The following is a 25,460-nucleotide window of genomic DNA, read 5'->3' as shown; positions in this document are numbered from 1 at the left end:
CGGGCACGGGGCGGGCCGGTACCGGCCGGGTGCCGCTCGGGTCGTGCCGGTGGATCACACGACGTGGTGCGACGGTCCGGACACGCCTCAGTGCTCCTCGCCCGGGGAGCCTTCCTCGTCCGGGGCCGGACCGTCGTTCGGACCGGCCGCGACGACCGTGCAGTGGAGCGAGTCGTCCCGCACGTCGGCCACGATCGTGTCGCCGGGCTCGACGTCACCGCCGAGCAGGAGCGACGCGATGCGGTTGTCGAGTTCCGACTGGATCGTGCGGCGCAACGGGCGCGCGCCGAACTCCGGTTGGTGACCGTGGGCGATCAGCAGCTTCTTCGCGGCCTCCGTGACCTCCAGCTTCATGCCCTGGGCGTGCACCCGGTGCTTGCTCCGGTCCAGGAGGTGGTCCACGATCTGCGCCAGGTCGTCCTCGGTGAGGCCGTGGAAGATGATGATGTCGTCGATGCGGTTGAGGAACTCGGGAAGGAAACGAGCCCGCAGATCGTCCATCAACTCGTCCCTCAGATCGGAGACGTCGCCCTTGTGATCGAGAATGCGATGGGCGCCGATGTTGGACGTCATGATCACCACACAGTGCCGGAAGTCGACGGTGCGGCCCTGGGCGTCCGTCAGACGTCCGTCGTCGAGAATCTGCAGCAGTGTGTTGAAGACGTCCGGGTGCGCCTTCTCCACCTCGTCGAACAGCACCACGCTGTAGGGATGGCGCCGGACCTTCTCGGTGAGCTGACCGGCCTCCTCGTAACCGACGTATCCCGGAGGGGCGCCGACGAGCCGGGCGACCGTGTGCTTCTCCTGGAACTCGCTCATGTCGAAGCGGACCATGCGGTCCTCCGCACCGAACAGCAGCTCCGCGAGGGTCTTGGCGAGCTCGGTCTTGCCCACACCGGTGGGGCCGAGGAAGAGGAAGGAACCCACGGGGCGATTCGGGTCGCCCATACCGGCCCGGTTGCGGCGCACCGCCTGCGAGACGGCGGTGACCGCCTCGTCCTGGCCGACGATGCGCGCGTGCATCTCCTCCTCCAGCCGGAGCAGCTTCTCCTTCTCTCCGGCGGTGAGCTGGGAGACCGGGATACCGGTCCGGCGGGACACGACGTCGGCGATGTCGCGGGCGGTGACGGAGACGACTCCCTCACGCCGTTCCTCGATGCCCGCGAGTTCGCCCTCGATCCCGGCGATCTCCTTCTTCAGATCCGCCGCCCTGGCGAAGTCCTCGGCGGCGACCGCCTGATCCTGCTCCCGCCGCAGCTTCGCGATGCTGTCCTCGCGGCTGACGACCTCGGTGGAACGGGCGGCGCCGCGCAGGCGCACCCGGGCACCCGCCTGGTCCATCACGTCGATCGCCTTGTCGGGCAGGAACCGGTCGCTGATGTAGCGGTCGGAGAGTTCCGCCGCGGCGGAAAGCGCACCGTCGGCGAAGCGGACCTGGTGGTGCGCCTCGTACGCGTCGCGCAGCCCCTCCAGGATCTGGACCGTCTCCTCCACCGTCGGTTCCGGAACCAGCACCGGCTGGAAGCGGCGTTCGAGGGCGGCGTCCTTCTCCACGTGCTTGCGGTACTCGTCGATGGTCGTCGCGCCCACCACATGGAGCTCCCCGCGCGCGAGGGCGGGTTTGAGCATGTTGCCCGCGTCCATCGAGCCCTCACCCGTGGCACCCGCGCCGACGACCGTGTGCAGTTCGTCGATGAACAGGATGATCTCGCCCTCGGACTCCTGGACGTCCTCGATCACCTTCTTCAACCGCTCCTCGAACTGCCCCCGGTACTGCGCGCCCGCCACGAGTCCGGACAGGTCGAGGGAGATCACCCGCTTGCCCTTCAGCGTGTCGGGCACCTCGTCGGCCACGACGCGCTGGGCGAGTCCCTCCACGATCGCGGTCTTGCCGACCCCCGGCTCCCCGATGAGCACCGGGTTGTTCTTGGAGCGCCGGGACAGGATCTCGACGGTCTGCTCGATCTCCTCGGCACGTCCGACGACCGGATCGAGCTTTCCGGCCCTCGCCTCCTCCGTCAGGTCCCGCCCGAACTCGTCCAGGGTCGTGGCGGGCTGCTTCCCCTCGGCGGGCACCCCGTCCGCCCGGGCCGCCCGCGCCGTGAGTCCGGCCAGTCTGCTCACGTCCTGGCCCTCCGCGCGCAGCAGCCGGGAGGCACCCGAATCGGGGTCGTCCAGCAGGGCGCCGAGGATGTGCTCGGGACCGATGTAGGACACACCGGCCGCCTGGGAGCGGGCGTACGCGGCGGTGAGCGTGCGCTTGGCCGCCGGAGTGAGGCCCGGTTCCGAGGACGGCTCGCCCGACTCGCGGGGAAGGATCTTCGCGATGTCCGACGCGAGCGCGTCCGGGTCCACCGACGCCTGGGCGAGGAGCGTACGCGCCGGATCGACCTGCGTGGCAGCCCACAGCAGGTGTTCCGTGTCGAGATCGGACGTCCCGTCCTCCACCGCCCTTCGCCCGGCCAGATTGAGCAGTTCCAACGAGGACTCGGTCAGCAGCCGCCCGATCGGCACTCGTTGCACGGCCGGTGGCGAACTCGCCGGTGACATGCCGAAGAACCGGTTCAGCATCTCGCTGAACGGGTCGGACGAGCCGAAACCGAATGACGACATCGACATGGCAGCTCCTGGTGCGGCGGCGGTTTCCACAACCCAAACCCGATCCCCACCGCTCCGCAACCGGGAGGTGTGGCGCACGCCGCCGTGCCCGCGCGGTGCGCTGACCCCGCACGACGCGGACGGATCACCGGCTGCTCGCGCCCGGTGTTCTCGCCGCGCGCCCGGGGGCCCGTGGCGCCCGCCCCGGTGGTCGTGGTCCCGGAGTCCCCGCTGGAGCACGTCGTGGGGAACGGCCCGGCCCCGTGCCCCGGACCTGAGGACCGGGCACGGGGCCTTCGGGGAGGCGCGGAACCTCCCGGGGACTTCTGGGGACCCCCGGCGGATCAGACGCCGGCGACCGACTGGATCCAGGAGCGGTACGCCGTGACGTTCGTGTACGCCGTCGTGGTCTGGCGGTCGCTGGTGGAGGCGACGCCGACCTGGACGCCGTTCAGCGTCATCGGCCCGCCGGAGTCACCACCCGCGGTGATTCCGTTGCCGCGGCGGGCACAGATCGCCGAGCCGCCGTACGCGTCGGTGCAGCCGCTGGTCACGGTGACGTCGGCGACCTTCAGGTAGCGGGACTGGCAGTTGATCTCCGAGCCGCACTGCGAGGTGGCGCCCCAGCCCCACACCTGGACGTTCTGCCCGATCTGCACCGTGCCGGGCTGCCCGAGCCGGGAGTAGGTCCCCTGGACGGAGCGGTCGAGGCGCACCAGCGCCAGGTCGGCGCTGTGCGTGTAGGTCTGGATGCCGTTGGCGACGGTGCCGCCGCTGTACTGGTCCAGACTGCCGATGCGGAAGGAGAGTGCGCCGCCGGCGACGCAGTGCTTGGCCGTGAGGATCCACGTCGGCGCGATGATCGTGGCCGAACAGGTCTCCTGGCCGTTGGAGTACAGACGGGCGGCCCAGGGGGCGTTCTGGGCGTAGCCGCCGCCGATGATGGGCTGCACGGCCTTGGTCACCGGTGCCACCCGGGCAGGAGCCTTCTCGGCTGCCGAGGCGGTGGGGGAGAGCAGGGCGAGGACGGAGACCGCCACGGCCGAGACGGCGGGGACCAGCCTGGACATGCGCATGCTTCCTCGTTTCACGGGACACGCGGGGCGTGTACGGGGGGTTGACGGGCCTTACGGCCCGGGGAGCGGGAGAGGGGCGGGCCCGCGACGCGTCGCGACTCCGCCTTGGACCCGAAGCCGCATGACGCCGCTCACTGCTCCACCCCTGTCGCTCCCCGGGCCCCGTCAGATTCCCGGAGAACCGCGGTGGCCGGTACCTCACTCCTGGCCATGCCGCGACGTTATGTCCCCGCGCGTGGCGGGCGACCCGCTCCGCCGTGCCGCGGCGGGCCGCCGGGGCGGAACGGAGCACACCGCCCTTCGTCCCCACGCGGCCCGCCCGCCCGCAATCGCACGCACCATGCCGCGCCCGCTCGCCGGTCCAGGGCCACCCGACAGGCTCAGAGCACGCGACGCAGCCAGCCGTGCTTGTCCTCGGCACGCCCGTACTGGATGTCCAGCACGTGCTCGCGCAGCGCCACGGTCTGCTTGCCCGGGGTGCCGTTCCCGACGGTGAACTCGTAGCCGTTGCCCTTGAACCCCACGATCGGGGTGATGACGGCCGCCGTGCCCGCGGCGAACACCTCGGTGACGGAGCCGTCGGCGGCGCCCGCCCGCAACTCGTCCAGGGTGACCGACCGCTCCTGCGGGGCAAGGCCGAAGTCGTCGGCCAGGGCGAGGACGGTGTCGCGGGTGACGCCCTCCAGGATCGTGCCGAGCGCCGGGGTCACGAGGTGTCCGTCCGAGGTGACCAGGCACAGGTTCATCGTCCCGGACTCCTCCAGCTTGCCGCCGCCCGTGCTGTCCAGGTACATCACCTGGTCGCAGCCGTGCTCCTCGGCCTCGACCTGGGCGGCCAGGCTCGCGGCGTAGTTGCCGCCGCACTTGGCGGCGCCCGTGCCGCCGTCCGCCGCCCGGGTGAACTGCTCGCTCACCCACAGGGTGACCCCCTCGACCCCGGACGCGAAGTAGGGACCGGCGGGGCTCGCGATCACCGAGTAGACGACCTGGGCCGCGGGCCGCACGCCGAGGAACGCCTCCGAGGCGAACATGAACGGCCGCAGGTACAGGCTCTCCTCGCCGGCCGAGGCGGGAACCCACGCCTCGTCCGCGCGGACCAGTTCCTCCACACTCGTGAGGAAGTCCTCCTCCGGGAGGACCGGCAGGACCAGGCGCCTCGCGGAACGGGCGAAACGCCGCGCGTTGGCCTCGGGACGGAACAGCCAGACGCTGCCGTCGGCGTGACGGTACGCCTTCAGCCCCTCGAAGATCTCCTGCGCGTAGTGCAGCACGGCGGCGCTGGGGTGGAGGGAGAACGACCGCAGCGGGCCCACCTCGTGATCGTGCCAGCCGGCTTCCCGCGTCCACACGGCCGACGCCATGTGGTCGGTGAAGTAACGGCCGAAGCCCGGGGCGGCGAGAATCCTCTCGCGCTCGGCCGCGGGCGTGGGACTCGTCGTCCGGGACAGGGGGAAGCCAGTGCTCATAGCCAATTCCTTACGCCGAAGCGGTTCTTCAGCGGGTGCAGATGTCGCCCACCGGGTCGTGTTCCTATGTTAATGGTCGTTATTCCGGGGAGAGCCGGTGAGGCGGCTCGCCGATCCCGCCGACGACGGCGTGCAAGCCGCCGTCGGCGTGGACCACTTGGCCGGTCGTGCGTCGGGCCAGGTCGGACAGCAGGAACAGCACCGTGCCCACCACCTGACCCGGATCGGTGCGGTCCCAGCCCAGGGGCGCCCAGCGCTCGTAGTGGTCGGCCAGCGCGTCGAAGGTGCCGATCCCGCGCGCGGACAGCGTCTCCGTCGGACCCGCGGCGACCAGGTTCACCCGCACGCCCGCGGGCCCCAGATGCATCGCCAGGTAGCGGGCGACGGATTCCAGGGACGCCTTGTAGACGCCCATCCAGTCGTACCCGGGAAGCGCGCGGGCGCTGTCGACGGTGATGCCCACGACACTGCCGCCCCGCCCGCCCGCGGTCAGCAGGGGCGCGAGCGACGCCGCGAGACGCTGGAGCGAGTACGCCGAGACCTCGAAGCCGCGCAGCGCACTGGCGGCGGGCGTGTCGAGGAACGCGCCGCCGACGGCGTCGGGGGGCGCCTGCGCGATGCTGTGCAGCACACCGTCGAGCGCGCCCCACCGGCGCCGCAACTCCTCGGCGACCCCGGCGAAGCACGCGTCGTCCGTCACGTCGAGTTCCAGCACGTCGGGCGGGGACGGGAGCAGCGCCGCCGCCCTGCGGGTGATCCGCGCCGCCCGGCCGAACGAACTGAGGACGACCTCGGCGCCCTCCTCCTGGAGCGCGGCCGCGACGTGCCAGGCGATCGACTCCTGGTTCATCACGCCGGTGACGAGGTAGCGGCGGCCCTGGAAATCGAATCCGGTCATGGTGCTCCCAGCACGAGGACGGCGTTGTGTCCGCCGAAGCCGAGCGAGTCCGACAGCCCGATCGCCCCGTGGCGGCCCGGGGCGAGTGCGCGGGCGGTGCGCACGTGGTCGAGCGTGCCGAGCCGCTCGTCCGGCCGGACCAGTCCGTACGTCGGCGGGGCGAGCGCCTCGCGCAGCGCGGCGAGGGTGGCGATGGCCTCCACGGCGCCGCCCGCGCCGAACAGATGCCCGGTCGCCGCCTTGGTGGAGGACAGCGGAACGGATTCCAGGGCGTCGCCCAGGGCCAGCCGCAGCGAGCGGATCTCCGCCTCGTCGTTCAGCGGTGTCCCGGTTCCGTGGGCGTTGACGTAGCGGAGGTCCTCGGCCCCGACGCCCGCGTCGGCCAGCGCGCGCCGGATCGCCCGGGCCGCCGGGACACCGTCCGGCGACGGCGCGGTGACGTGGTGGGCGTCGGAGCTCGCGCCGTAGCCCCGCACGAGGCCGAGCACCTCGGCCCCACGGGCGCGGGCGCCCGCCAGACTCTCCAGGACCAGGATGCCCGCGCCCTCGCCCATCACGAAGCCGTCGCGGTCCGCGCCGAACGGGACGCACCGGCCCGTGGGGGAGAGGGCACCGGCCTGCGCGAAGGACTCGCGCACGAGCGGCACCGACGCGGCCTCGGCCCCGCCCACGACCGCCGCCGTGACCTCGCCGCGCCGGATGGCACCCAGCGCGAGCCCGATGGCCTGCGCCCCGGCGGCGCAGGCGCCCGCCGTCGCGAAGGACTCCCCGCGCAGCCCGTAGCGTGTACTCACGCTCGCCGCCGCGCTGTTGGCCATCATCAGCGGCACCGTCAACGGCGTCGCGTCCCCGGCCCGCGGCGCCTCCGGGACCCCGCCGAGGCCGGTGCCGACGACGCACATGATCTCGTCCGCCGGGCAGGGCAGCCCCTCGGTCCACCCCGCCCGGCCGAGCGCCTCGGCGGCCGCGACGAGGGCCAACTGCGCGAACCGGGCGTTGCGTCGCGTCTCCCGGCGGGTGAGGAAGTCCCCCGCGTCGAACGCCGCGCAGCGCCCGTCCCCGTCCGTCAGCCCGGTCTCGCCGGCGAGGAGCCGGGAGACCAGCACGTCCGCGCCGACACCGAGCGGGGTGACGGCGCCGACGCCGGTGACCGCGACCGGATCGGTCAAAGGCCGGCCTTCTCCGCGACGTCGGAGGCGAGTTGGCCCACGGTGACGTCGGCGAGCTCGGCGCGCGGGATGGTGACCCCGAAGGTGCGTTTGATGGTCGCCATCAGCTCGGCCGCGTCGAGGGAGTCGATGTCGAGGTCGTCGAACTTGGCGTCGGGCTCGATGGTCTCCTCCTCGACGCCGGAGTCGATGAGCTCGGTGCGGATGAGGTCCAGCACGGCCTCGGCGGTGACGGTGGTGGGCATGATCGCTCCTTGTGTGCTCGGTGGTTCAGCGGCTGAAGTTCGGGGACTGGCGTTGTGACCAGTACCACTGGCGCCAGTAGCTCTCGGCCATGTCCATCCAGGTCTCCAGGCGCTGCTCGCTGTCGAGGAACCAGTTGAGACTGACCATCAGCCAGCTGTAGACGGCCTGGCTGTCGCGGCAGCCGCCGCAGTCGCCGGAGGTGCAGCAGAACTGCAGCGTCTCGTAGTCCGCGCCGTAGACGGCGAATCCGTCGAGAACGGGGTTGCCGTTGTTCACCCGTTGCTCGTGCTCGGGCATGTCGACACTGATGCTCGGGCAGACGTCGTAGCCGAACCGTCCGCCCCAGTGGCCGCGTCCGGTGACCAGGGCCTCGATGAAGTACGGGTGGCTGACCACGGTGTCCGGATAGAGTTCCTTGACCCGCAGGGCCTCGGCGAGGGTGCGCTTCTCGTTCTCGATCCGCAGCGGGTGGTCGGAGCCGTGCTCGCTGTAGAAGTTGAACGTCACCTGGTTGCCGTTGTCGCGGATCGCCCGCACGGTCGGCTCGATGTACGGGAGCCCCTCCTCCGACAGGGCGAAGACGAAGGTGACGCGCGGATCCTCGCGGTAGTGCCCGAGACCCTTCTCGAACAGTCCCGTGAACGAGGAGCCGTTCGGACGGTGGGCGCGCAGGTCGTCGTCGAGCGGGCCGCCCCCGAACAGGCTGATGCCGATGGCGACGTTCTCGTAGCCGTCGCGCGGCAGCGGGCGCAGGCCGTTGGTGGAGATCGTGACGTACGGCAGCGTCTCCACGAACGGACGGACCCGGTCCAGGACGAGGGTGGGCTCGCCGCCGATGAGGGTGGCCTGGGTGACGCCGTCCGCCGCCAGCTTCTCGGCGAAGGCACGGATCCGTCCGGGGTCCGAGGTCTCCTTCACCGCGGTGTCGAAGCCTCCCTCGAAGTACCAGCAGCCCTTGCAGCGGATGTTGCAGGCGGTGGTGAGATGGACCTCGCAGCCCCGCACGCGGCGGCCCATGCCGCGCAGCGTCTTCAGACGGGAGGCCAGATCGGGCCGGTCGGCCAGCAGCCCGCGCAGCCGGGCCTTGGCCTCGGCGCGGGAGGGCGGACGCGGAGTGATGAGCACGGGTACGGCCATGATTGCCTCCGCGGCTTATTCGGGGACGCTCAGGCCCAGGTTGGTGATGCGAGGGGCGACCTTCTCGTGCCACAGCGCGATGGCCTCGCCATTGTTGGTCTTGCGCAGGCCGTAGCGCACGGCCTTCTGGGAGCGCTTGGTGTTGGCGCTGCCGAAGATGCCGACGAACATCGGCCACAGCCGGTCGAGCGCGGTCTGGAGCTGCTCGCGGCCCTCCTCGGTGACGGCGAGGTTGCGGCAGACCCGGGCACCGTGGGCGATGTGGATCTTCTCGTCCTGGATGATCGTGCGCACCGCCTCGGCCCACGGCTTGTAGCTGCTGTCGGCGAACTCGCGGAGCATCACCATCGCGGTCTCCTCGCCGATGTACGAGTAGACGCCGCGCTCGGCCCAGCTGGTACAGGTGTGCATGCGGTCGTCCGCGAACAGCATGCGCTCGGACAGCGGCTGCGTCTCCATGTAGGTGGTGTCGACGCCGATGTCGGCAAGGATGCGTTTGCCGATCTTGTAGTGGTCGTACTCCTCGGCGGCCCGCTCCGCGCACACCTGGCGCTCCTCCGAGGACGGCGCGAGCGGAAGGAACATCAGCGCGTAGTCGTCACCGCCGGACAGCTCGCCCTCGGTGTTGATGGTGATCTGACTGATCAGCATCTTCTGGTAGTCACGGGGCATCCGGTGGAACTCCTCCGGCGTGCGCACCACGACTTCTTCATCGTCCAGTACCGCGACCGTCATCGGTGATCTCAACCTTTCTGTCTCATGGGCGAACAGAGCAGGACGAGAGGCGGCGGAAGTGCCGCGCCCACCGACGGCACGGTTCACCCCCGGATGTGTGGCGCAGACCCCCCCAGGCCCACGGATCGACACATTGTCATACCGGAGACCGGCAACACCAGACTTCACCGGGCACCCGTTGTTTTTCGCCAACGATCTTGCCCCGCAACGGAGTTGGCATGAGCTGCCCCGCCCCGTCGATGTGCCCGGTCGGGCGCGAAGTCCCTCCTCGTCCCGCCGCGACCGGACGTCTCCCTGACGCAGCCGATCCCAAACTCTCCCGGAACAAGGCCTGTTCGGGCCATTGAGCTGTTAATCTCACCGGCGATGCCATCGACTTCGGACACCGCCACGACCACCGGCCCGTTGCGCCGGGCCATGGAGACGATCAAGTCGCTGCGCGCGGAGCTGGACGCCGCCCGCGGCGCACGGCGCATCGCCGTCGTGGGCACCGGACTGCGCGCGCCCGGCGGCATCGACGACCGCGAGACGTACTGGCGGGCACTGGCCGAGGGCCGCGACCTCACCGGAGAACTGCCCGCGCGGCGTCGCGGCGTGTTCGGCGCCGACTGGGACGGACTGCTCTCCCGCGGCGGATACCTGGACGACGTGTTCGGCTTCGACGCGAAGTTCTTCGGGATCTCCCCCCGCGAGGCGCGGAGCCTCGACCCGCAGCACCGCCTGCTGCTCCAGGTGGTCTGGGAAGCCTTCGAGGACGCGGCTATCCCGCCCGCGAGCGTCGCCGGATCCACCGGCGTCTTCGTCGGGATCACCGGGCAGGACTACCGCCAATGGGCGGAACCCGATCCGAACGCGTCCTGGCTGATCGGCAACGGGCACTGCTTCGCCGCGGGCCGGATCGCCTACACCCTCGGCCTCGGCGGGCCGACGATGGCCATCGACACGGCCTGCTCGTCCTCCCTGACCGCGGTGCACACGGCCTGCCGCGCCCTGACGGCCGGGGACTGCGACGTGGCGGTGGCCGGCGGTGTGAGCCTCGTCCTCGCACCCCGCTCGACGGCGGAGATCCAGCGCACCGACGCGCTGTCGCCGGACGGGCGCTGCCGCCCGTTCGACGCGCGGGCCAACGGATTCGTGCGGGGCGAGGGCTGCGGAGCGGTGGTACTGAAGCGCCTGGGCGACGCCGAGCGCGACGGGGACCGCGTCCTCGCCGTGATCGAGGGCACCGGCGTCAACCAGGACGGCCCGTCCGCCGGCTTCACCGCGCCGAACGGACCGGCGCAGACCCGGCTGATCGAATCCGTACTGGCCTCCACCGGGCTGACGGCCGACGACATCGGCTACCTGGAGGCGCACGGCACCGGAACCCCCCTGGGCGACCCCATCGAGCTGGAAGCCGCGGCCACCGCACTGAGCGGCGGTGGCCGGACCTGGTACGTGGGATCGGTGAAGGCGAACGTCGGGCACACCGAGTCCGCCGCCGGCGTGCTGGGACTGCTCAAGGCGCTGCTCTGCCTGGAGAAGCGGCAGATCCCCCGCCAGGCGCGGTTCGAGCGGCTCAACCCGCGAATCGACCTCGGCGACAGCGGCATGACGGTGCCGACCCGGACCGTCCCCTGGGACACGACGTCCTCGGGCCGGTGTGCCGCGGTCAGCTCCTTCGGCATGAGCGGCACCAACGCCCACGCCGTGCTGTCACCGGGCCCCGGCACCCCGCCGCACGGGGGAGCCCCGTCCGCCCCCGGCGGACTCCTCGTCTCCGCGCACACGGAACCGGCGCTGCGCGCCCTCGCGCTCCGCTACGCGGCGGCGCTGGCGGAGCCCATCGCCGAGACCGACTTCGCCGCCTTCGCGTACACCGCGACCCACGGGCGCACCCGCCTGCGCCGTGCCGCGTGGATCGGGGCGGACAGCGCGGCCCAGGCCCGCGAGGCCCTCATCGCACTGGGCAACGGCATCGACGACCCGCGGCTGCGGACGCTCGCCGGGACGGAGGCCGTCCCGGCGGACGCGACGGCGCGGCTCGTGCGCTCGCTGCCGTTCTACCCGTGGGAACAGGTCACCCACTCGATCCGCGCGCTCGGCGACGACTGAGAGCCTGCCGGACGGCCACGTCCTGGCACGTCCGCTTCCGGCGTTGCCGGAATGACCGGGCAGCTCCGCCACCGGGCCCTCCCGGCGCCCCGGAATCGCACGCGCCGTGTCGTGTCCGCCTTCCCGCCGAAGGCCATCCGACAGGTTCTGGGCGTCACGGATCGCGCCGTCTGCCCCCGGGAAAGGAGAAATGAAGGGTGGCCAGGGCGACCGCCCGGCCCGGCCCGTCCTCGACACGCGCCGTGAACACGGCAGTCCGGCGGCCGATGCGCACGGCCTCCACCCGGGCCCGCAACTCGCCCGGCTCCGCCGCCTCCAGGAAGCTGATGCTGCTGGACGTCAGCATGGCCGACGGCGTCCGGCCCCGGTAGGCGCTGAGGGCGATGTACGAGGCCACGTCGGCGAACATGAAGAGGGCCGGCCCCGAGACCGTGCCCCCCGGCCGAACCGGCAGACTCGACGCACCTGCCGTGAGGACCAGACCGTCGGGCGCGACCTCGACGACGTCGAACCCGTCCAGGCCCGGCAGGTACTCCGTCAGCAGCAGACGGGTCTCCTCGACGGTGAGGACCGGACGATCACCCATGCGCGGAGGTCTCCTCCGTGTCGAACAGCTCGGACAGCGCGGCGCCCAGCCGGGCCAGGCTGCCGTACTTCCACAGAAGCGTCGGGCTCAGCCGCAGCCCCAGTGACGCCTCCAGCCTGTTGCGCAGTTCCAGCGACATCAGCGAGTCCAGACCCAGCGATTTGAGCGGGACGTCCCGGGCCAGCACGTCCCGGTCGATGCGCAGGACGAGCGCGGCGTCGCGCCGCACCACGTCCTCGACCAGCTCCCTGCGCCGCTCCGGGGGCACGTTCCGCAGCCCCGTGTCGACCGCCGCCCGGTCCGCGCCCGTGAGCGACTGCCAACTCGTCTGCGCGGCGGTTGCCGGATAGGTCTCCCGCCACCGCTCGGGATCGAGGGCGGCATGGGCGACGACCGCCTCGTCCGTCTCGACGAACCGGCGCAGCGCCCGCCAGCACTCCTGGACACCGACACTTCCCAGGCCTCGGTCGGCGAGCCGGTCCCCGCGTCCGGACGACCGCGCCGCGAGCCCGACGCCCGCCACCGGACCCCACTGCACACTCAGCCCGGGCAGCCCGGCGCGGCGGCGCTCCATCGCGAGGGCGTCCAGCGCGCTGTTGGCCGCGGCGTACGCGGCCTGGCCGGCCGTGCCGACATAGGCGGCCGCCGACGAGAACAACACGAACAGGTCGAGGCCGTCGTCGGCGGTGAGTTCGTCCAGCACCCGCGCGCCGTTCACCTTCGGGCGCAGGACCCGCTCGATCCGGGCGGCGTCGAGACCGAGCAGTGTGGCGTCGTCGAGCACCCCCGCCGCGTGGAACACCCCGCGCAATGGCGGGAGTTGTGCGCGAATCTCGTCCAGCACGGCACGCATCCGCCGCTCGTCGGCGACATCGGCCGACCACACTCCCACCCGGACCCCGGTGGCGCGCAGCGCTTCGATCCGGCCGGGGTCGCCCGGCGCCGACCGCCCGAGCAGAGCGATCGCCCCGGCACCCGACGACGCGAGGAACCCGGCCAGCGACAGGCCCAGCGCACCCAGCCCGCCGGTGATCAGATAAGTGCCTCCCGCGCGCAGCCGCCCGTCGGGCAGCGGCTGCGGCCGGACCGTGCCGCAACGGGCCGGACCGGTGAGCACGATCTTGCCGATGTGCTCACCGCGCGCCATGGTGCGCACCGCGTCCTCGGCCTCGGTGAACTCCCGGGTGCGCACCGGAAGAGGACCGAGTTCGCCCGCCTCCACCCCCCGCCACACGGTCCCGAGCACCGAGGCGAACCGCTCGGGGCGGCGGCGCAGCAGCCCCGCGATGTCCACGGCCGTGACGGAGATCGACTTCCTGAACGCCCCGAGCCCGACGGAGGTCCCGGCGTGGATGTCCCGCTTGCCGACCTCCACGAACCGGCCGTCCTCGGCGAGCACCTCCATGCCGAGCGGGAGAGCGGCGCCCGACAGGGAGTTGAGGACGACGTCCACCCCCCGCCCGCCCGTGGCGGCGCGCACCTGCGCGGCCCAGTCGAGACGGCGCGAGTCGAAGACGTGGGTCACCCCCAGGTCCCGCAGGTGGCGGCGTTTCTCCTCGGTTCCGGCCGTGGCGATCACGGTCGCGCCCGCCCTCCGCGCGACCTGGAGCGCGGCGAGACCGAGGCCACCGGTGGCGGAATGGATGAGCACGGTCTCACCGGGCTCGGTCCGGGCCACGTCGACGAGCGCGTAGTGGGCGGTGACCAGCACCATCGGCAGGGCCGCCGCCTCGGCGGCACTCAGCGCGACCGGGACCGGCACCACGTGCCGCGCGTCGACGGTGACATGGCTGGCGAGCGCCCCGAAACCGCAGGCGACCACCCGGTCCCCGACACGGACCCCGGTCACCGAGGGACCGACGGCGGTCACCTCGCCCGCGCAGTCCAGCCCCAGCACCTCACGGTCCGCCGAACGGTCGGGGTAGACACCCATGGTCTTCATCACGTCGATGAAGTTGAGCGACGCCGCTTCGACGGCGACCTCCACCCTGCCCTCGCCCGGCGCCGACCGGTCCAGCGGCCACCTGCACAGGGAGTCGGGGCTGCCCGGCCGCGCGACCCCCAGCCGGAACGGCTGTGCGCCCCCACCGGTGCGCCACGGCGCGGGCGTGCGGGACGAGCCGCCCCGGACCCGCAGCCCGACGAGCCGTTCGCCCTCGCGCAGGACCACGCGGTCCTCGCCCGCCGACAACTCCTCCACCAGCTCCGCCGAGAACGTGTCGGTCTCGATGAGCCGTGCGCGCAACTGCGGGTACTCCGCCTGCACCACGGCCACGAAACCCTCGTACAGACCGGCCGAATCCGTACCGCCGCGGACCACCACCGACAACTGGACCGCGGGGTTCTCGTCGAGGCAGCGGCGTATCAGTTCCGTCAGCTCCACCAGCCCCGCCCACCCCTGTTCGGGTGCGACGAAGACCACCGTGCGCGCCCTGGCGAGGTCCTCAGGACCGAGCGCCTCCGGCAGCACGTCCGCGCGCGCCCCCTCCCGTCCGCAGACGACGACCGGGCCGCGCTCCTCCGGGGGCAGAGGCTGCCGCTCACGGGGCTCGAAGACCGTACGGAACACGTTCCGGCCGACCTCGTCCCGCTCCCCGGCACCCGGCAGGCCGGCCAGCACCACCCCTTCCAGCCGGCCGACGGGCTCGCGCTCCGCGTCGAACACCGTGAGGTCGAAACCGGCACCGCCCGCAGCGCGCCGCGCATGCACCCACAGTCGGGGCGAACCGGTCGCGGTCATCGACGCGCCACCCACCGCGACCGGTACCGACGGGCCCTCGCCCACGGCGAGAGCGGCCTGCAGAACGCCGTCCCACAGCACCGGGTGCAGCGCCCCCCGCATCTCCCCGGAACGGCTCCCGGGCGGCAGCTCCACCCGGACCAGGGCCTCGTCCTCGGCGACGTGCCCACCGGTCACCGACCGGAACGCGGGGCCGTAGGGCAGATTCCGCCGGGCGCAGCCCCGGTAGAAGTCGTCGGCGTCCAGCTCCTTCCCGGCAAGCAGGTGGTCCGGGAAGGGGACATGGGCCGCGGGAGCGTCCCAGGACACCACCGCACGGAAGTGCCGCGTCCATCCGCCCCCGCCGCCCCCTCCGGTCCCGTCGCCCTCGCCGCCCCCTCCGGCCCCGCCGCCCGAGAGAAGGGACACCACACCCGCCGGGCCCGCCCCCGGACGCCAGGTCACGGCGAGCTCGCGGGGGTCGTCGCCCAGCGTCAGCGCCGTCGGCAGACCGATGTCGCGCAGCGTCGGCGCTCCCTCGCCGCGCCCGGACAACGCGTGCTGCACCAGGGCGAGATGGCCGCCCGCGGGAAAGACGACGGCGTCGTGCACGCGGTGATCGGCGAGCCAGGGATGGGCCCGCACGGACATTCCGACGGTGCCCTCCCACACCCCCGTCGCCGTCGACGGCGCCAGGACCACCGTCGGCCGCCCGCCCGCGGGCGCCGCGCCGCGCCGGGGCGCCACCCAGTGCCGCTCGCGCCGGAACGGGTACGGCGGCACCACCACCGAGGGACGCCGTGCCGGACGCGGCCCCCAGGCGTTGAGACCGCAGACGTACGCCTCGCCGAACGCCCTCAGCAGGTCGCCGTGCGATCCCGCGCCGCGCCGCAACGTGCCCAGTACGACCGGCGGTTCACCGCGGTCCTCGCCGATCTGGCGGAGCGCGGTGCCCAGACCGGGGTGCGGGCTGACCTCGACGACGTGGGTCACACCGTCGTCGAGCAACAGCCCCACCGCCTCGGCGAAGCGCACCCGATGACGCAGATTGGCCGCCCAGTACCCGGCATCCATCTCCGTGCCGTCCAGCCGTCGCAGGTCCACGGTGGACAACAGCGGGATGTGCCCACGGCGAGCGGTCACGGACGCCAGCGCCTCGCGGATCTCCGGCACGATGGGGTCGATCTGCGGGCTGTGCGACCCATAGTCGACATCGACCAGGCGGCAGAACACGTCGTCGGCCGCGAGGATCTCCTGGAGCAGCAGCACCGAGTCCTCGTCGCCGGACAGCACACAGGACCGCGGCCCGTTGTGCACGGCAAGCTCGACCAGTCCCTCGAAGCCCTCCAGGGCCTTCGCCGCGTCCCGCGGACCGAGGTCGACGGCCAGCATCCGACCGCTTCCGGTGATCCGGCGGAGAATCGAGCTGCGCCTGCTCACCACCAGGGCGGCGTCCTCCAGGGAGAGCGCGCCGGCCACCGCCGCGGCCGCGATCTCGCCCTGGCTGTGCCCCACCACGACGTCCGCGACGACGCCCGCCTGCGCCCACGCAGCCGCGAGGGACACCGACATGGCCCACGAGGCGGGCTGCACCCGCTCCACCCCGGACGGGACCACCCGCCCCGTGACGAGATCGCGCACATCCCACGGAACGTGCCGCGACAGGGCCCGCGCGCACCGGTCCATGGTGTCGGTGAACGCCGCGTCGTGCCCGTACAGGCCCGCGCCCATGCCCGTCCACTGGGCGCCCTGCCCGGGGAAGACCAGGGCGATCCTCCCGGCCTCCCGGGCCCGCCCCGACACCGATTCGGTCAGCTCGGGACCGAGCAGTGCCCGCCGCTGGGGGAAGTGGTCCCGGTACCAGGCCAGGGCCCGGGCCGTCTCCCGGCCGCGGCCTCCGTCGGCCAGCAGCTTCCGTACATCCGCCTCACGCTGTTCCAGAGCCTCGGCCGAATGAGCGCTCAGCGGCAGCAGATACGGTTCGTCGGACTCGGACTCGGACTCGGACTCGGACCCGGACGGGCCGGGGGAGGGAGCGGGTGCGGTCGCTTCGGGCGGCCCGCTGAGGACGACATGCGCGTTCGTGCCGCCCCAGCCGAACGAGTTGACACCGATGTGGCTCCCGGGGGCCAGGGGCAGCGGCTCCCGGGCGACGGCCAGGTTCAGCCCGTCGAAGTCGATCGCCGGGTTGAGCTCCTCGGCGTGCAGACTCGGCGGGACGACACCGTGCTCCAGGGCCAGCACCGACTTGACGAGCCCGGCCAGCCCGGCGGCCGGTTCGAGGTGGCCGATGTTGGTCTTCACGGAGCCGATGTGCAGCCTGCGCCCGTCCACGGCCCGGCCCAGCACCGCGCCGAGCGCCTCCGCCTCCGCGGTGTCCCCGCGCGCGGTTCCGGTGCCGTGCGCCTCGACGTACGCGAGTCTCTCCAGCGGTACGGAGCCCGATCCGTACACCCGCCGCAGCAGATCCCGCTGCGCGGACGGGTTCGGAGTGACGAGGCTGTCCCCGCCGCCGTCGTTGTTCACCGCGCTGGCCACGACCACCGCACGGACCCGGTCACCGTCGCGCAGTGCCTTCCGCAAGGGTTTGAGGTACACGACGGCGACGCCCTCGCCCCGCACGAACCCGTCGGCCCCGGCACCGAAGGCATGGCAGCGGCCGGTCGGCGACAGACCGCCGAAGTGCGTGAGCCCCACGGTCACCTCGGGCGTCAGCATCAGGTTCGAACCGCCCACCAGCGCCGCGTCGACCTCGCCGTGCCGCAGCGCCTGACACGCCTGGTGCAGGGCGACCAGGGAGGAGGAACAACTGCTCTCGATGGTCAGACTGGGCCCGGTCAGGCCGAGGACGTAGGAGATACGGGACGAGACGATGTCGAGGGAGTTGCCGACGATGCTGTGCTGCGTCGCGCCCGCTCCCGCCTCCTTGCGCAACAGCTCGTAGTCGTGCCAGAGCCCGCCGACGTACACCCCGGTGCGCGATCCGCGCAGGGCCCCGGCCACTTCGCCGGCGTCCTCCAGGGCCCTCCAGACCGTCTCCAGCATCAACCGCTGCTGCGGGTCGAGGACTTCGGCCTCGCGGGGCGAGATCCCGAAGAACGCGGCGTCGAACCGGTCGACGCCCTCGATGAACCCCCCGACGGCCTGGATGTCACGCGTCGGATCGACCACGTCCGCGGGATCCCACCGTTCCGGCGGCACGGGTCCGATGGCGTCACCGCCGTTGATCAGCAGTTCCCACAGAGCGTCCGGATCCGGCGCCTGCGGAAACCGGCCCGCCATGCCGACGATCGCGACCAGATGAGACCCCACGCCGTGCAACAGCCCTCCCCGATGGACCTTGCCGTCCCAACGGCCCCCCATACTGATCGGCTTCGCAGCGCTTGTCGACCCCCGGGAGAGGCCACCACCGCGCCCTCGCGCAGGCCTCCCAGGTCATGAACCCGCGGCCGGTCGCCGAAGGTCGGGCACCCGCACCACCGCGGCACCGCAGGGCCGGCGGGGAGACGGGCGCCCCGCGGTATGTCGGGGCTCCGGCCGCGCGTCGGGCGGCGTCAGGCCGAGGAGCGGGGAAGCCCGACGGTGCGGAATTCCTCCATGACTTCGTAGCCGGCGCTCGTGTAGAGGTTCATCGCCACCTCGTTTCCGCCCCACACGGTGAACATCAGCGCGGAGTCGCCGCCGTCGAGCGTGGCCCGTTCGCCGACCGCCATGGCGGCCCGTCCGTACCCCTTGCCCCGGTGCCGCTCCTCGACGTGCAGCGAGTAGCCGTAGGTGACACCCGGGAGGTGACCGTGCTTCAACCAGCCGGTGCCCACCTGCTCGCCCGCCGCTTCGAGCACCAGGAGCGTCGTGTCCGGAGTCGTCAGCCCCTCGGGGAGGAGCTGCGCGAAATCGCGGTCGGACTTGCGCCGCGCCTCCTCGGGGCTCAGCGACCCGGCCCGGACGATGTCGCCGATGTAGGCGAGCTTCTCGGAGGCGAGCCACGCGGGATACTCCGCCTGCGTCATCGGCCGTGCGGTGAGGCCGTGGAGCGTCTTCGGCGGGGACACCACGGCCCGGGTCCTGGTCTGGCCCTGGACGGGGCAGTCGTTGAACGGGCCGTCGTCGGCGGGACCGGTGAGCCGTACGTCCAGACGGCGCGCGCCACGCTGCGCGCACCACGCCTCCGCCCAGTCGCGGGCGGCCCGTTCATGCCCCCGGCCGACGTGGGCCGCGTCGACATGGAGGTCGCGGACACTGCCTGCCGGAGTGCCGTTGTCGTCGCTCACGACCACGGCGACATGGCCCACCCTGCTCCCTTCGCCCGTGATCTCCGCGACGGTCCAGCCGCCGACGGAAGCGCGTGTCCCGTCGATCAGGTGCTCCACCGCTGCGGAGCCGAGCCCTGCGGCCAGGTACGCGGAACGGAGCCGCCGCTCGAAGTCCCTCTGCCATTCCGCTCTGTTGTCAAGGATGTTGAGTTCTGTCATTCGATCACACTAAGGGCTGTCCGTAACCCGCGGTGGACCAGTGTGCGGCGTCGGGCGCGTCGCGAGGCGGAGGGGTGTCCGCGTACTGGATGGCCGCACCGGACGGCGCGACAGTGGTGGGCGGGCGCCCGGTGGCATCGGCCATCGTCCCGCGCGGGCCGACGAGTTGGGCCCCGCTGTAGAGTGACGGGCGTCTCCCGGGAGTCGGGCTTCACCTGCGGGGAGGCGGATCGGGCGCCGTGCGGCATCGCCCCTCTCCCCACGCGTGAAGAGAGGACCCGCATGCCTCGCACACCCACCTGCGTCCTTACCGCGACGGCCTCCCCGTCGACGACCGAGGGACACGCGATCGACCGCTTCGTCGAGATCGGTTCGCTCACCAAAGTCCTCACCGGCACGGTGCTCATGCGGATGTGCGCCGAGGGAACGCTCAACGTCGACGATCCGCTCGGACGCTGGCTCCCCGTTCCCGACACCGGCATCACCCTGCGGCAACTGGCCGAGCACACCTCGGGTCTTCCCCGCCTGCCACCCGGGCTCTCCCGCCGTGACCCGTACGCCCGCTTCACACCGGCCGCCCTGCGGGAGCTCCTTCCGCACCTGGGAAGCATCGCGTCGCGTCCCGCCGGGCAACAGGAGGAGTACTCGAACCTCGGTTACGCGGTGCTGGGAGCAGCCCTGGTCGCCGCGGCGGGGAAGCCGTACGAAGAGCTGTTGTCCGCACACGTCCTCGTTCCTCTGGACATCGACGAAGTCACCGCGTCCCCCGCCGCGGAGAGCCGCCTGGACGCGCCGGGCCGGTTCGGCCGGAGCCGCGCGCCCTGGACCATGAACGGGGCGATCCTTCCCGCGGGCGGGATGTGGGCCACGCCCCGCGCCCTCGCGCGGCTGGTCCCGGCCCTTCTTCTGGAACGACGGCTCGGCGCTCCAGCCCTCTCGTGGCAGAAGGCCGGTCCGCTCCTGTGGCACAACGGCGCCACCCGCAGGGCCTCGGTGTTCGCCGGAGCGATGCCCGACGGGCGATGGGTGGTGGTTCACCGTCTCAACGGGGCGTCCGACGACACCGACGAGCAGGCCCTGCGACTCCTGACGGCGCAGAAACCGGCAGGCGCGCCCGGGCCCACGCGGGAGGACGCAGGGAGTTGACGCGGAAGGGCACGCCGGTCGCCCGGCCCCGGAACCTGCCCGGCCGGGCCGCGATCGGTCAGGGGCGCGGCGACAGCCCGTCGTCCACGGGGACGTCCTCGGCGCGCAGCACGAGTCCGGAGTTCCTGGCCTGCTCCAGGATCAGCGCGGCGAAGTCGTCCTCGACGTGCCCCGCGCCGATGGCACCGGCGACGATCTGGGCGGTGGCCGCGGCGAGCGGCATCGGAACTCCCAGCCCGTGGGCCGCGGTCAGCCCCAGGTCGAAGTCCTTGCGCAGCAGCGGCATGGTGAACGTCGGAGTGAAGTCCAGGTTGATCAGCGCGGGGGACTTGTAGCGGGTGTAGGGGGAGCCCATCACGGAGTTGTTGAGGAAGTCCAGGAAGGCGGCGCGATCGATGCCTCCCTTCTCGGCGAGTACCGTGATCTCGGCGAGCGACTGGGTGATGACACCGAGGAAGACGTTGTGCGCGATCTTGACGAGCCGCGCGGTCTCGTCCTCGCCGACGTAGGTCACTCCGCGGCCCAGCGCCGCCAGCAAGGGTTCCACCCGGGCGAACACCTCGCGGGATCCGGAGACCGCGACAGTCAGTTTCCCCGCGGTGATCACCTTCGGGTTCCCGCTCACCGGGGCGGCGAGGAAGTCGGTCCCGCGTTCCGCGGCCTCCTTCCGGATCAGCGCGGACATCTCGACGGAGACCGTGGAGCTGTCGATCAGCACCCCCGGCGCGGCGGTCGCGGAGGCAAGCACCCCACCGGGTCCGGAGACGACGGCGTGCAGGTCGGAGGAGGCGGAGACCGTGGTGAACACGACGTCCCGGTCGGCCAGGTCGACCGGCCGGTCGACGACCACGGCCCCTCGTCCGGCCAGTGGTTCGGCCTTGGCGCGGGTCCTGTTGCAGACGGCTACGTCGTGCCCCGCGTCCAGCAGCCGGGCGGCGAGATTGAACCCCATGCGGCCGGTGCCGATCCAGCCGATGCGCGGGCGGTCCTGGGCTGTGTACGCCATGTCGTACCTCGTTCCTGGAAGACGGCTCGGCCCGTGCGGCGCCGTCGCTCACCGGCCGGAGGCACGGCGGACGACCGACGGGATGCCGACCGGCGACGGCCTTCGCGCCCGGCGGCGCGAGGACCGGCTCCCCGACACGGGCGGAACGGACGGATGCCCCGCGGACCGCGCCCGCGTGCGCGGGCAGTCGCGAGTCTGCTTCCCCGCGGACGCGTCCGGCATCAGGCACGACTGAAGGCGCCCCGGAAGGGTGACGCCGTCCCTGCTCCGGACGCGGTGCGAAGCCGGGCGACGGCGGGAGACCGGGGCCGCGCCGGGGCGAAGCGCCTACCGGTCCAGTGTGATCCCGGCCGTCACCGGCAGGTGGTCGCTGCCGGTCGGGGGCAGGGTGCGCATCCGGCCGACGGTTGCCGAGCGGGCCATGATCTGGTCGATCCGGGCCAGTGGGAGAGCGGCGGGGAAACTGAAGGCGAGGCCGCGTTCCGCCACGTTCATGCGCGAGGTCAGCGGGGCAAGTCCGCGGTCCTCGACCGTGCTGTTGAGGTCGCCCAGCAGGATCACCGTTCCCAGCGTCTCGGCGGCGACGGCCCTGCCCAGCCGCTCGGCGCTCTCGTCACGCCGGGCGGAGGCGAGGCCGCTCGTCCCGACGCGGACCGAGGGCAGATGCGCCACGTACACGGCGACCTCGCGGGACGGCGTGTGGACCGTGGTCCGCAGCGCACGGCTCCAGGGCTCCTCGATGTCCCGGGGTTTGATGTCCAAGAACCGGGTGCCGGTCAGCGGATGCCTGGACCAGAGCCCGACGGTGCCCCGGACCGCGTGGTACGGATACTCCGGGGCGAGAACCCGCTCGTAGACCGCCGATGCCGGGGACACCAACTCCTCCAGCGCGATGAGATCGGGCGCGGCGTCGGCCAGGGTGCGGGCCGTGCCCGCCGGGTCGGCGTTCTCGTCGCTGACGTTGTGCTGCACCACGACCAGGTCGGGTGTGCCGGAGGCCGTCCCGGGCAGGAGCAGCCCGCCGAAGAGGTACGTCCAGGCCGTGACCGGCAGGAGCAGGGCCACGAGTGCGAGGGCGGACCGTCGCAACAGCGCCAGGCCGAACAGCAGCACGATCACCGGGCCGAGCCACGGCAGGAAGGATTCCAGCAGACTGCCCAGACGGACGACGGAGTTGGGCACGGAGCGGTGAAACGCCAGCAGCCCGGCCGTCAGCAACGCGAGCACGGCGAGAACGCGCCCCCGCGTCCAGGCCGACCGGTCCCGGGCGCCCTTGAGCGTGTTCGAGGCGGCGGTCCGGCACCGAGCCCGCAGGGACGTTCCTGCCGGCACTGCCGGCGGTGCCGCCCCACCGTCCGCCCCCGCATGCTCCGTCATGGCTCCCCTCCCGTTCGGCGACGCCGTGGGCCGATCCTCCCAGGCGAACCGGACGGCGGGGATCGCGGCCCCGCACGAGAACCTCGCCGCCCCGGAAGCCGGCACACCCCGCCCGCACCCGCCCGAGGGCCGGGGCACGAGGGCGGCGAGGACCCGACGGCCGGCACACCCCGTCCGCAGCCGAGCGAGGGCCGGGTACCGGGTACCGGACGCGGTGGTCCCGGGCAACTGCATGGGCACCTCAATCGCCTGCTGGGGCAGCTAGGGGTTGGCCGTGAAGACGGACCCTCATAATCTCTTCGGAGAAGTCGTCCCATTCGGCCGGCGGCTATCAATTCTCCCGTCGCGGATTTGTGAAGAATTCTTCCTGCCGGGTGATACGGGGCCGATGGTCGCGGTCGCCGGCACCGTACTCGTGCAGGGCATGAACAGTCACATTCATTATGGGTGGCAGGGGTTGGTGAATATGCAATCGGATTCGATTGCTGTGCTCGGTGCAGGGGTCATGGGCCGCAGCATCACCGCACTGGCGCTGGGCCGCGGCGTGGACGTCGTACTGGTCGACGTCTCGGACGCTGCGTTGAGGGACGCCCGGACGGACATCGCGCAGCACCTGCGGCACGGGCAGTTCATGGGGGTCCTCCCGTCCGGCCGGACCCCCGGAGCGCTGACGACCACGCTGTCGGCCGAGGACGCGGCGGGTGCCGCCTCGGTGATCGAGGCGATCACCGAGGACGCCTCGGCCAAGGCGCGGGTGATGGCGGAGATCTCGGCCCTGGTCCCGCCCGGCGTCCCGCTGATCACCAATACGTCCGGTATCCCCGTCGCCGAACTGGCGAAGTCGGTGCAACGGCCCGCGGAGCTGGCCGGGGTGCACTTCATGAATCCGGCCTACCTCATCGAGATGGTCGAGGTGGTCCGCGGCCCGCGGACCGGCGACGCCACCATGACCGCCGTCCTGTCCCTTCTGGAGCGGCTGGGGAAGAAGACCGTCGTCGTTCGTGACGCGCCGGGATTCGTCACCAGCAGGCTGCTCCATCCCATGATCAACGAGGCGGCGAGAATCGTTTCCGAGGGCACCGCGAGCGTCGAGTCCGTGGACCTGCTGATGCGCGGCTGCCTCGGCCATCCGACCGGCCCGCTGCGTACCGCCGATCTGATCGGACTCGACAATCTCGCCGACGCTCTTCGGCTGCTCGCCGAGCGGACCGGGAATTCCACCTTCGAGCCCTGTGAACTCCTCATGGAAAAGGTGCGCCGCGGTGATCTGGGGCGCAAGACGGGGCGCGGATTCTACGATTACGGAGAGGTGCTTTCGTGAGCCAGTACCTGGTATCCAGCGCTGAGGGGATCGAGCGGACGATCACGGCGTTCGTGTCGAAGCGGGTCGGGGCGGACGTTCCCGCCGATCGGGACCTCTTCGAATCCGGGCTGGTGTCCTCGCTGTTCGCGATGGAGCTCGTCGTCCACCTGGAGCAGGCGTTCTCCGTGCAGATCCTGGGCGACGACCTCAAACGGGACAGCTTCCGCTCCGTCCGGGCCATGACCGACCTCGTACTGCGGCTGAACGGCGCCGGGCAGGCCGCCGATGCCTGAACCGCTCGCGGACGCCCGGGAGACCGTCGACGACCTGGTCGGTGACCGGGCCGCCGAGTGGGACCGGGCCGGTCTGATCCCCGACGACGTCCTGCGCGCACTCGGGGCCCGTGGCCTGTTGTGCGCGCAGGTGCCGGAGACCTCCGGCGGACTCGGGGCGAGCAGCGCGGTGAACGGCGAGTTCACCGCGTACGTCGGAAGCCGGTGCAGCTCGCTGCGGAGCGTGATGACCTCGCAGGGCATGGCCGCGTGGGCGGTCCAACGCCTGGGCGATCCGCGGCAGCACGCGCGGTACCTGCCGGAACTGGCAGGGGGACAACTCGCCGCGATCGCGTTCAGCGAGCCGGAGGCGGGCAGCGATCTGTCGGCGATGACCACCACCGTCGAACCCGACGGTGACAGTGTCGTCGTCCGGGGCCACAAGGTCTGGACGACCGCGGCCCACTACGCCGACACCATCGTCGTCATCGGGCGCCACGGATCCGGTGCGGCCGCCGTGGTGGTGCCGACGTCGGCTCCCGGCGTCACCGTGACCAGGGTTCCGCGGCCGTCCGGCTGCCGGGCGGCGGGCCACGCGGACGTGCGCCTCGACGGCGTACGGCTGCCGGCCGACGCTGTGCTCGGCGGCGGGCAGCCGTTGATGCTTCTGGTGACGACCGCGCTGGCCTACGGGCGGATCTCGGTCGCCTGGGGCTGCGCCGGGATCCTCCGGAGCTGTCTCGACGCCGCCCGTCGGCATGCCCGGGTCCGGCAGCAGTTCGGCAAACCGCTCGCCCGGCACCAGCTCGTCGGCCGCCACCTGGCGAACCTGCTGACCGACGAGCAGATCGCCACCCGGATGTGTGAACACGCCAGCCGGTGCTGGGACGACGGCTCTCCCGACATGGTCGTCGCCTCCGTCCTCGCCAAGCAGGTGAGCGCCGTCCGGGCCGCGCAGGGCGCGGCGGCGGCCGTGCAGGTCCTGGGTTCGGCGGCCGCGCACGAGGGCCACGTGGTCGAGCGCGCGTACCGCGACGCGAAACTCATGGAGCTCATCGAGGGCAGTACGGAGATCTGCCAGCTGATCCTGTCCGACCACGCCGTGTCCGCACCGGCGAGTTGAGACGGCGGGACCCTGTGCCGGGACGCGACGGCGGGAC

18 protein-coding genes are annotated in these 25,460 nt (G+C 72.3%); 5 read left to right on the top strand and 13 right to left on the bottom strand.

Features of this window, described 5'->3' with window-relative positions; genetic code table 11:
• Positions 1-87: 87 nt before the first annotated feature.
• From ACF1CT_RS19625 to ACF1CT_RS19590, 8 genes are all read right to left on the bottom strand, one after another.
• Positions 88-2,619, bottom strand: coding sequence for an ATP-dependent Clp protease ATP-binding subunit (locus ACF1CT_RS19625; RefSeq protein ID WP_391785137.1), 2,532 nt, complete (start codon positions 2,617-2,619; stop codon positions 88-90).
• Between the two features lie 323 nt (positions 2,620-2,942).
• Positions 2,943-3,674 carry a S1 family peptidase gene (locus ACF1CT_RS19620; RefSeq protein WP_391785136.1) on the bottom strand — a complete coding sequence of 244 codons (732 nt, stop codon included), beginning with the start codon at positions 3,672-3,674 and terminating at the stop codon, positions 2,943-2,945.
• A 380-nt stretch (positions 3,675-4,054) separates the two neighbouring features.
• Positions 4,055-5,140 carry a branched-chain amino acid aminotransferase gene (locus tag ACF1CT_RS19615; protein ID WP_391785135.1) on the bottom strand — a complete coding sequence of 362 codons (1,086 nt, stop codon included), beginning with the start codon at positions 5,138-5,140 and terminating at the stop codon, positions 4,055-4,057.
• Between the two features lie 79 nt (positions 5,141-5,219).
• Positions 5,220-6,038, bottom strand: a complete 819-nt coding sequence (gene fabI / locus ACF1CT_RS19610) for an enoyl-ACP reductase FabI (RefSeq protein ID WP_391785134.1) — start codon at positions 6,036-6,038, stop codon at positions 5,220-5,222.
• Complete coding sequence (locus ACF1CT_RS19605) at positions 6,035-7,207, bottom strand: beta-ketoacyl-[acyl-carrier-protein] synthase family protein (protein WP_391785133.1); 1,173 nt, start codon at positions 7,205-7,207, stop codon at positions 6,035-6,037. Before ACF1CT_RS19605 ends, fabI begins: the two co-directional genes overlap by 4 nt.
• A complete protein-coding gene (locus tag ACF1CT_RS19600; protein WP_391785132.1) occupies positions 7,204-7,452 on the bottom strand; it encodes an acyl carrier protein in 249 nt (82 codons plus the stop codon). Before ACF1CT_RS19600 ends, ACF1CT_RS19605 begins: the two co-directional genes overlap by 4 nt.
• Before the next feature lie 25 nt (positions 7,453-7,477).
• Complete coding sequence (locus ACF1CT_RS19595; RefSeq protein WP_391785131.1) at positions 7,478-8,590, bottom strand: 4Fe-4S cluster-binding domain-containing protein; 1,113 nt, start codon at positions 8,588-8,590, stop codon at positions 7,478-7,480.
• A 15-nt stretch (positions 8,591-8,605) separates the two neighbouring features.
• On the bottom strand, positions 8,606-9,325 hold the full coding sequence (locus ACF1CT_RS19590) for a Phenylacetic acid catabolic protein (protein ID WP_391785130.1): 720 nt from the start codon (positions 9,323-9,325) through the stop codon (positions 8,606-8,608).
• A gap of 366 nt (positions 9,326-9,691) precedes the next feature.
• On the opposite strand from ACF1CT_RS19590, the gene ACF1CT_RS19585 reads away from it, so the two are divergent.
• The gene (locus ACF1CT_RS19585) at positions 9,692-11,419 is read left to right on the top strand and encodes a polyketide synthase (RefSeq protein WP_391785129.1); all 1,728 of its coding nucleotides are present in this window, start codon (positions 9,692-9,694) and stop codon (positions 11,417-11,419) included.
• A 154-nt stretch (positions 11,420-11,573) separates the two neighbouring features.
• On the opposite strand, the gene ACF1CT_RS19580 is transcribed toward ACF1CT_RS19585, so the two are convergent.
• The 3 genes from ACF1CT_RS19580 to ACF1CT_RS19570 form a co-directional block, all read right to left on the bottom strand.
• Positions 11,574-12,005, bottom strand: a complete 432-nt coding sequence (locus ACF1CT_RS19580) for a PaaI family thioesterase (protein WP_391785128.1) — start codon at positions 12,003-12,005, stop codon at positions 11,574-11,576.
• On the bottom strand, positions 11,998-18,036 hold the full coding sequence (locus tag ACF1CT_RS19575; protein WP_391785127.1) for an SDR family NAD(P)-dependent oxidoreductase: 6,039 nt from the start codon (positions 18,034-18,036) through the stop codon (positions 11,998-12,000). The genes ACF1CT_RS19580 and ACF1CT_RS19575 overlap by 8 nt, the downstream gene beginning before the upstream one ends.
• Positions 18,037-18,278: 242 nt before the next feature.
• Entirely contained in the window at positions 18,279-19,196 is a 918-nt protein-coding gene (locus tag ACF1CT_RS19570) for a GNAT family N-acetyltransferase (protein ID WP_391785126.1), read from the bottom strand.
• Positions 19,197-19,478: 282 nt separating this feature from the next.
• On the opposite strand from ACF1CT_RS19570, the gene ACF1CT_RS19565 reads away from it, so the two are divergent.
• Positions 19,479-20,342, top strand: a complete 864-nt coding sequence (locus ACF1CT_RS19565; RefSeq protein ID WP_391785125.1) for a serine hydrolase domain-containing protein — start codon at positions 19,479-19,481, stop codon at positions 20,340-20,342.
• A 58-nt stretch (positions 20,343-20,400) separates the two neighbouring features.
• Here ACF1CT_RS19565 and ACF1CT_RS19560 read toward each other — a convergent pair whose 3' ends face one another.
• Together ACF1CT_RS19560 and ACF1CT_RS19555 are read right to left on the bottom strand one after the other, a co-directional pair.
• Positions 20,401-21,348 carry an NAD(P)-dependent oxidoreductase gene (locus ACF1CT_RS19560; protein ID WP_391785124.1) on the bottom strand — a complete coding sequence of 316 codons (948 nt, stop codon included), beginning with the start codon at positions 21,346-21,348 and terminating at the stop codon, positions 20,401-20,403.
• Between the two features lie 327 nt (positions 21,349-21,675).
• Positions 21,676-22,725 (bottom strand): endonuclease/exonuclease/phosphatase family protein, encoded by a 1,050-nt coding sequence (locus ACF1CT_RS19555; protein WP_391785123.1) that lies wholly within the window; start codon positions 22,723-22,725, stop codon positions 21,676-21,678.
• Between the two features lie 466 nt (positions 22,726-23,191).
• Between ACF1CT_RS19555 and ACF1CT_RS19550 the strand changes: the two genes are divergently transcribed.
• The 3 genes from ACF1CT_RS19550 to ACF1CT_RS19540 are packed head-to-tail and all read left to right on the top strand — an operon-like array spanning position 23,192 to position 25,423.
• Positions 23,192-24,046: a 3-hydroxyacyl-CoA dehydrogenase family protein gene (locus ACF1CT_RS19550; protein WP_391785219.1), complete on the top strand. Its 855-nt coding sequence runs from the start codon at positions 23,192-23,194 to the stop codon at positions 24,044-24,046.
• A complete protein-coding gene (locus tag ACF1CT_RS19545; protein ID WP_391785122.1) occupies positions 24,043-24,321 on the top strand; it encodes an acyl carrier protein in 279 nt (92 codons plus the stop codon). Before ACF1CT_RS19550 ends, ACF1CT_RS19545 begins: the two co-directional genes overlap by 4 nt.
• Positions 24,314-25,423: an acyl-CoA dehydrogenase family protein gene (locus ACF1CT_RS19540; protein ID WP_391785121.1), complete on the top strand. Its 1,110-nt coding sequence runs from the start codon at positions 24,314-24,316 to the stop codon at positions 25,421-25,423. The genes ACF1CT_RS19545 and ACF1CT_RS19540 overlap by 8 nt, the downstream gene beginning before the upstream one ends.
• Positions 25,424-25,460: the final 37 nt, after the last annotated feature.

It is taken from the genome of Streptomyces sp. NPDC014734, assembly GCF_043083325.1.
In the GTDB taxonomy this organism is placed as follows: domain Bacteria; phylum Actinomycetota; class Actinomycetes; order Streptomycetales; family Streptomycetaceae; genus Streptomyces.
This window is presented reverse-complemented; position numbering and strand designations above follow the sequence as displayed.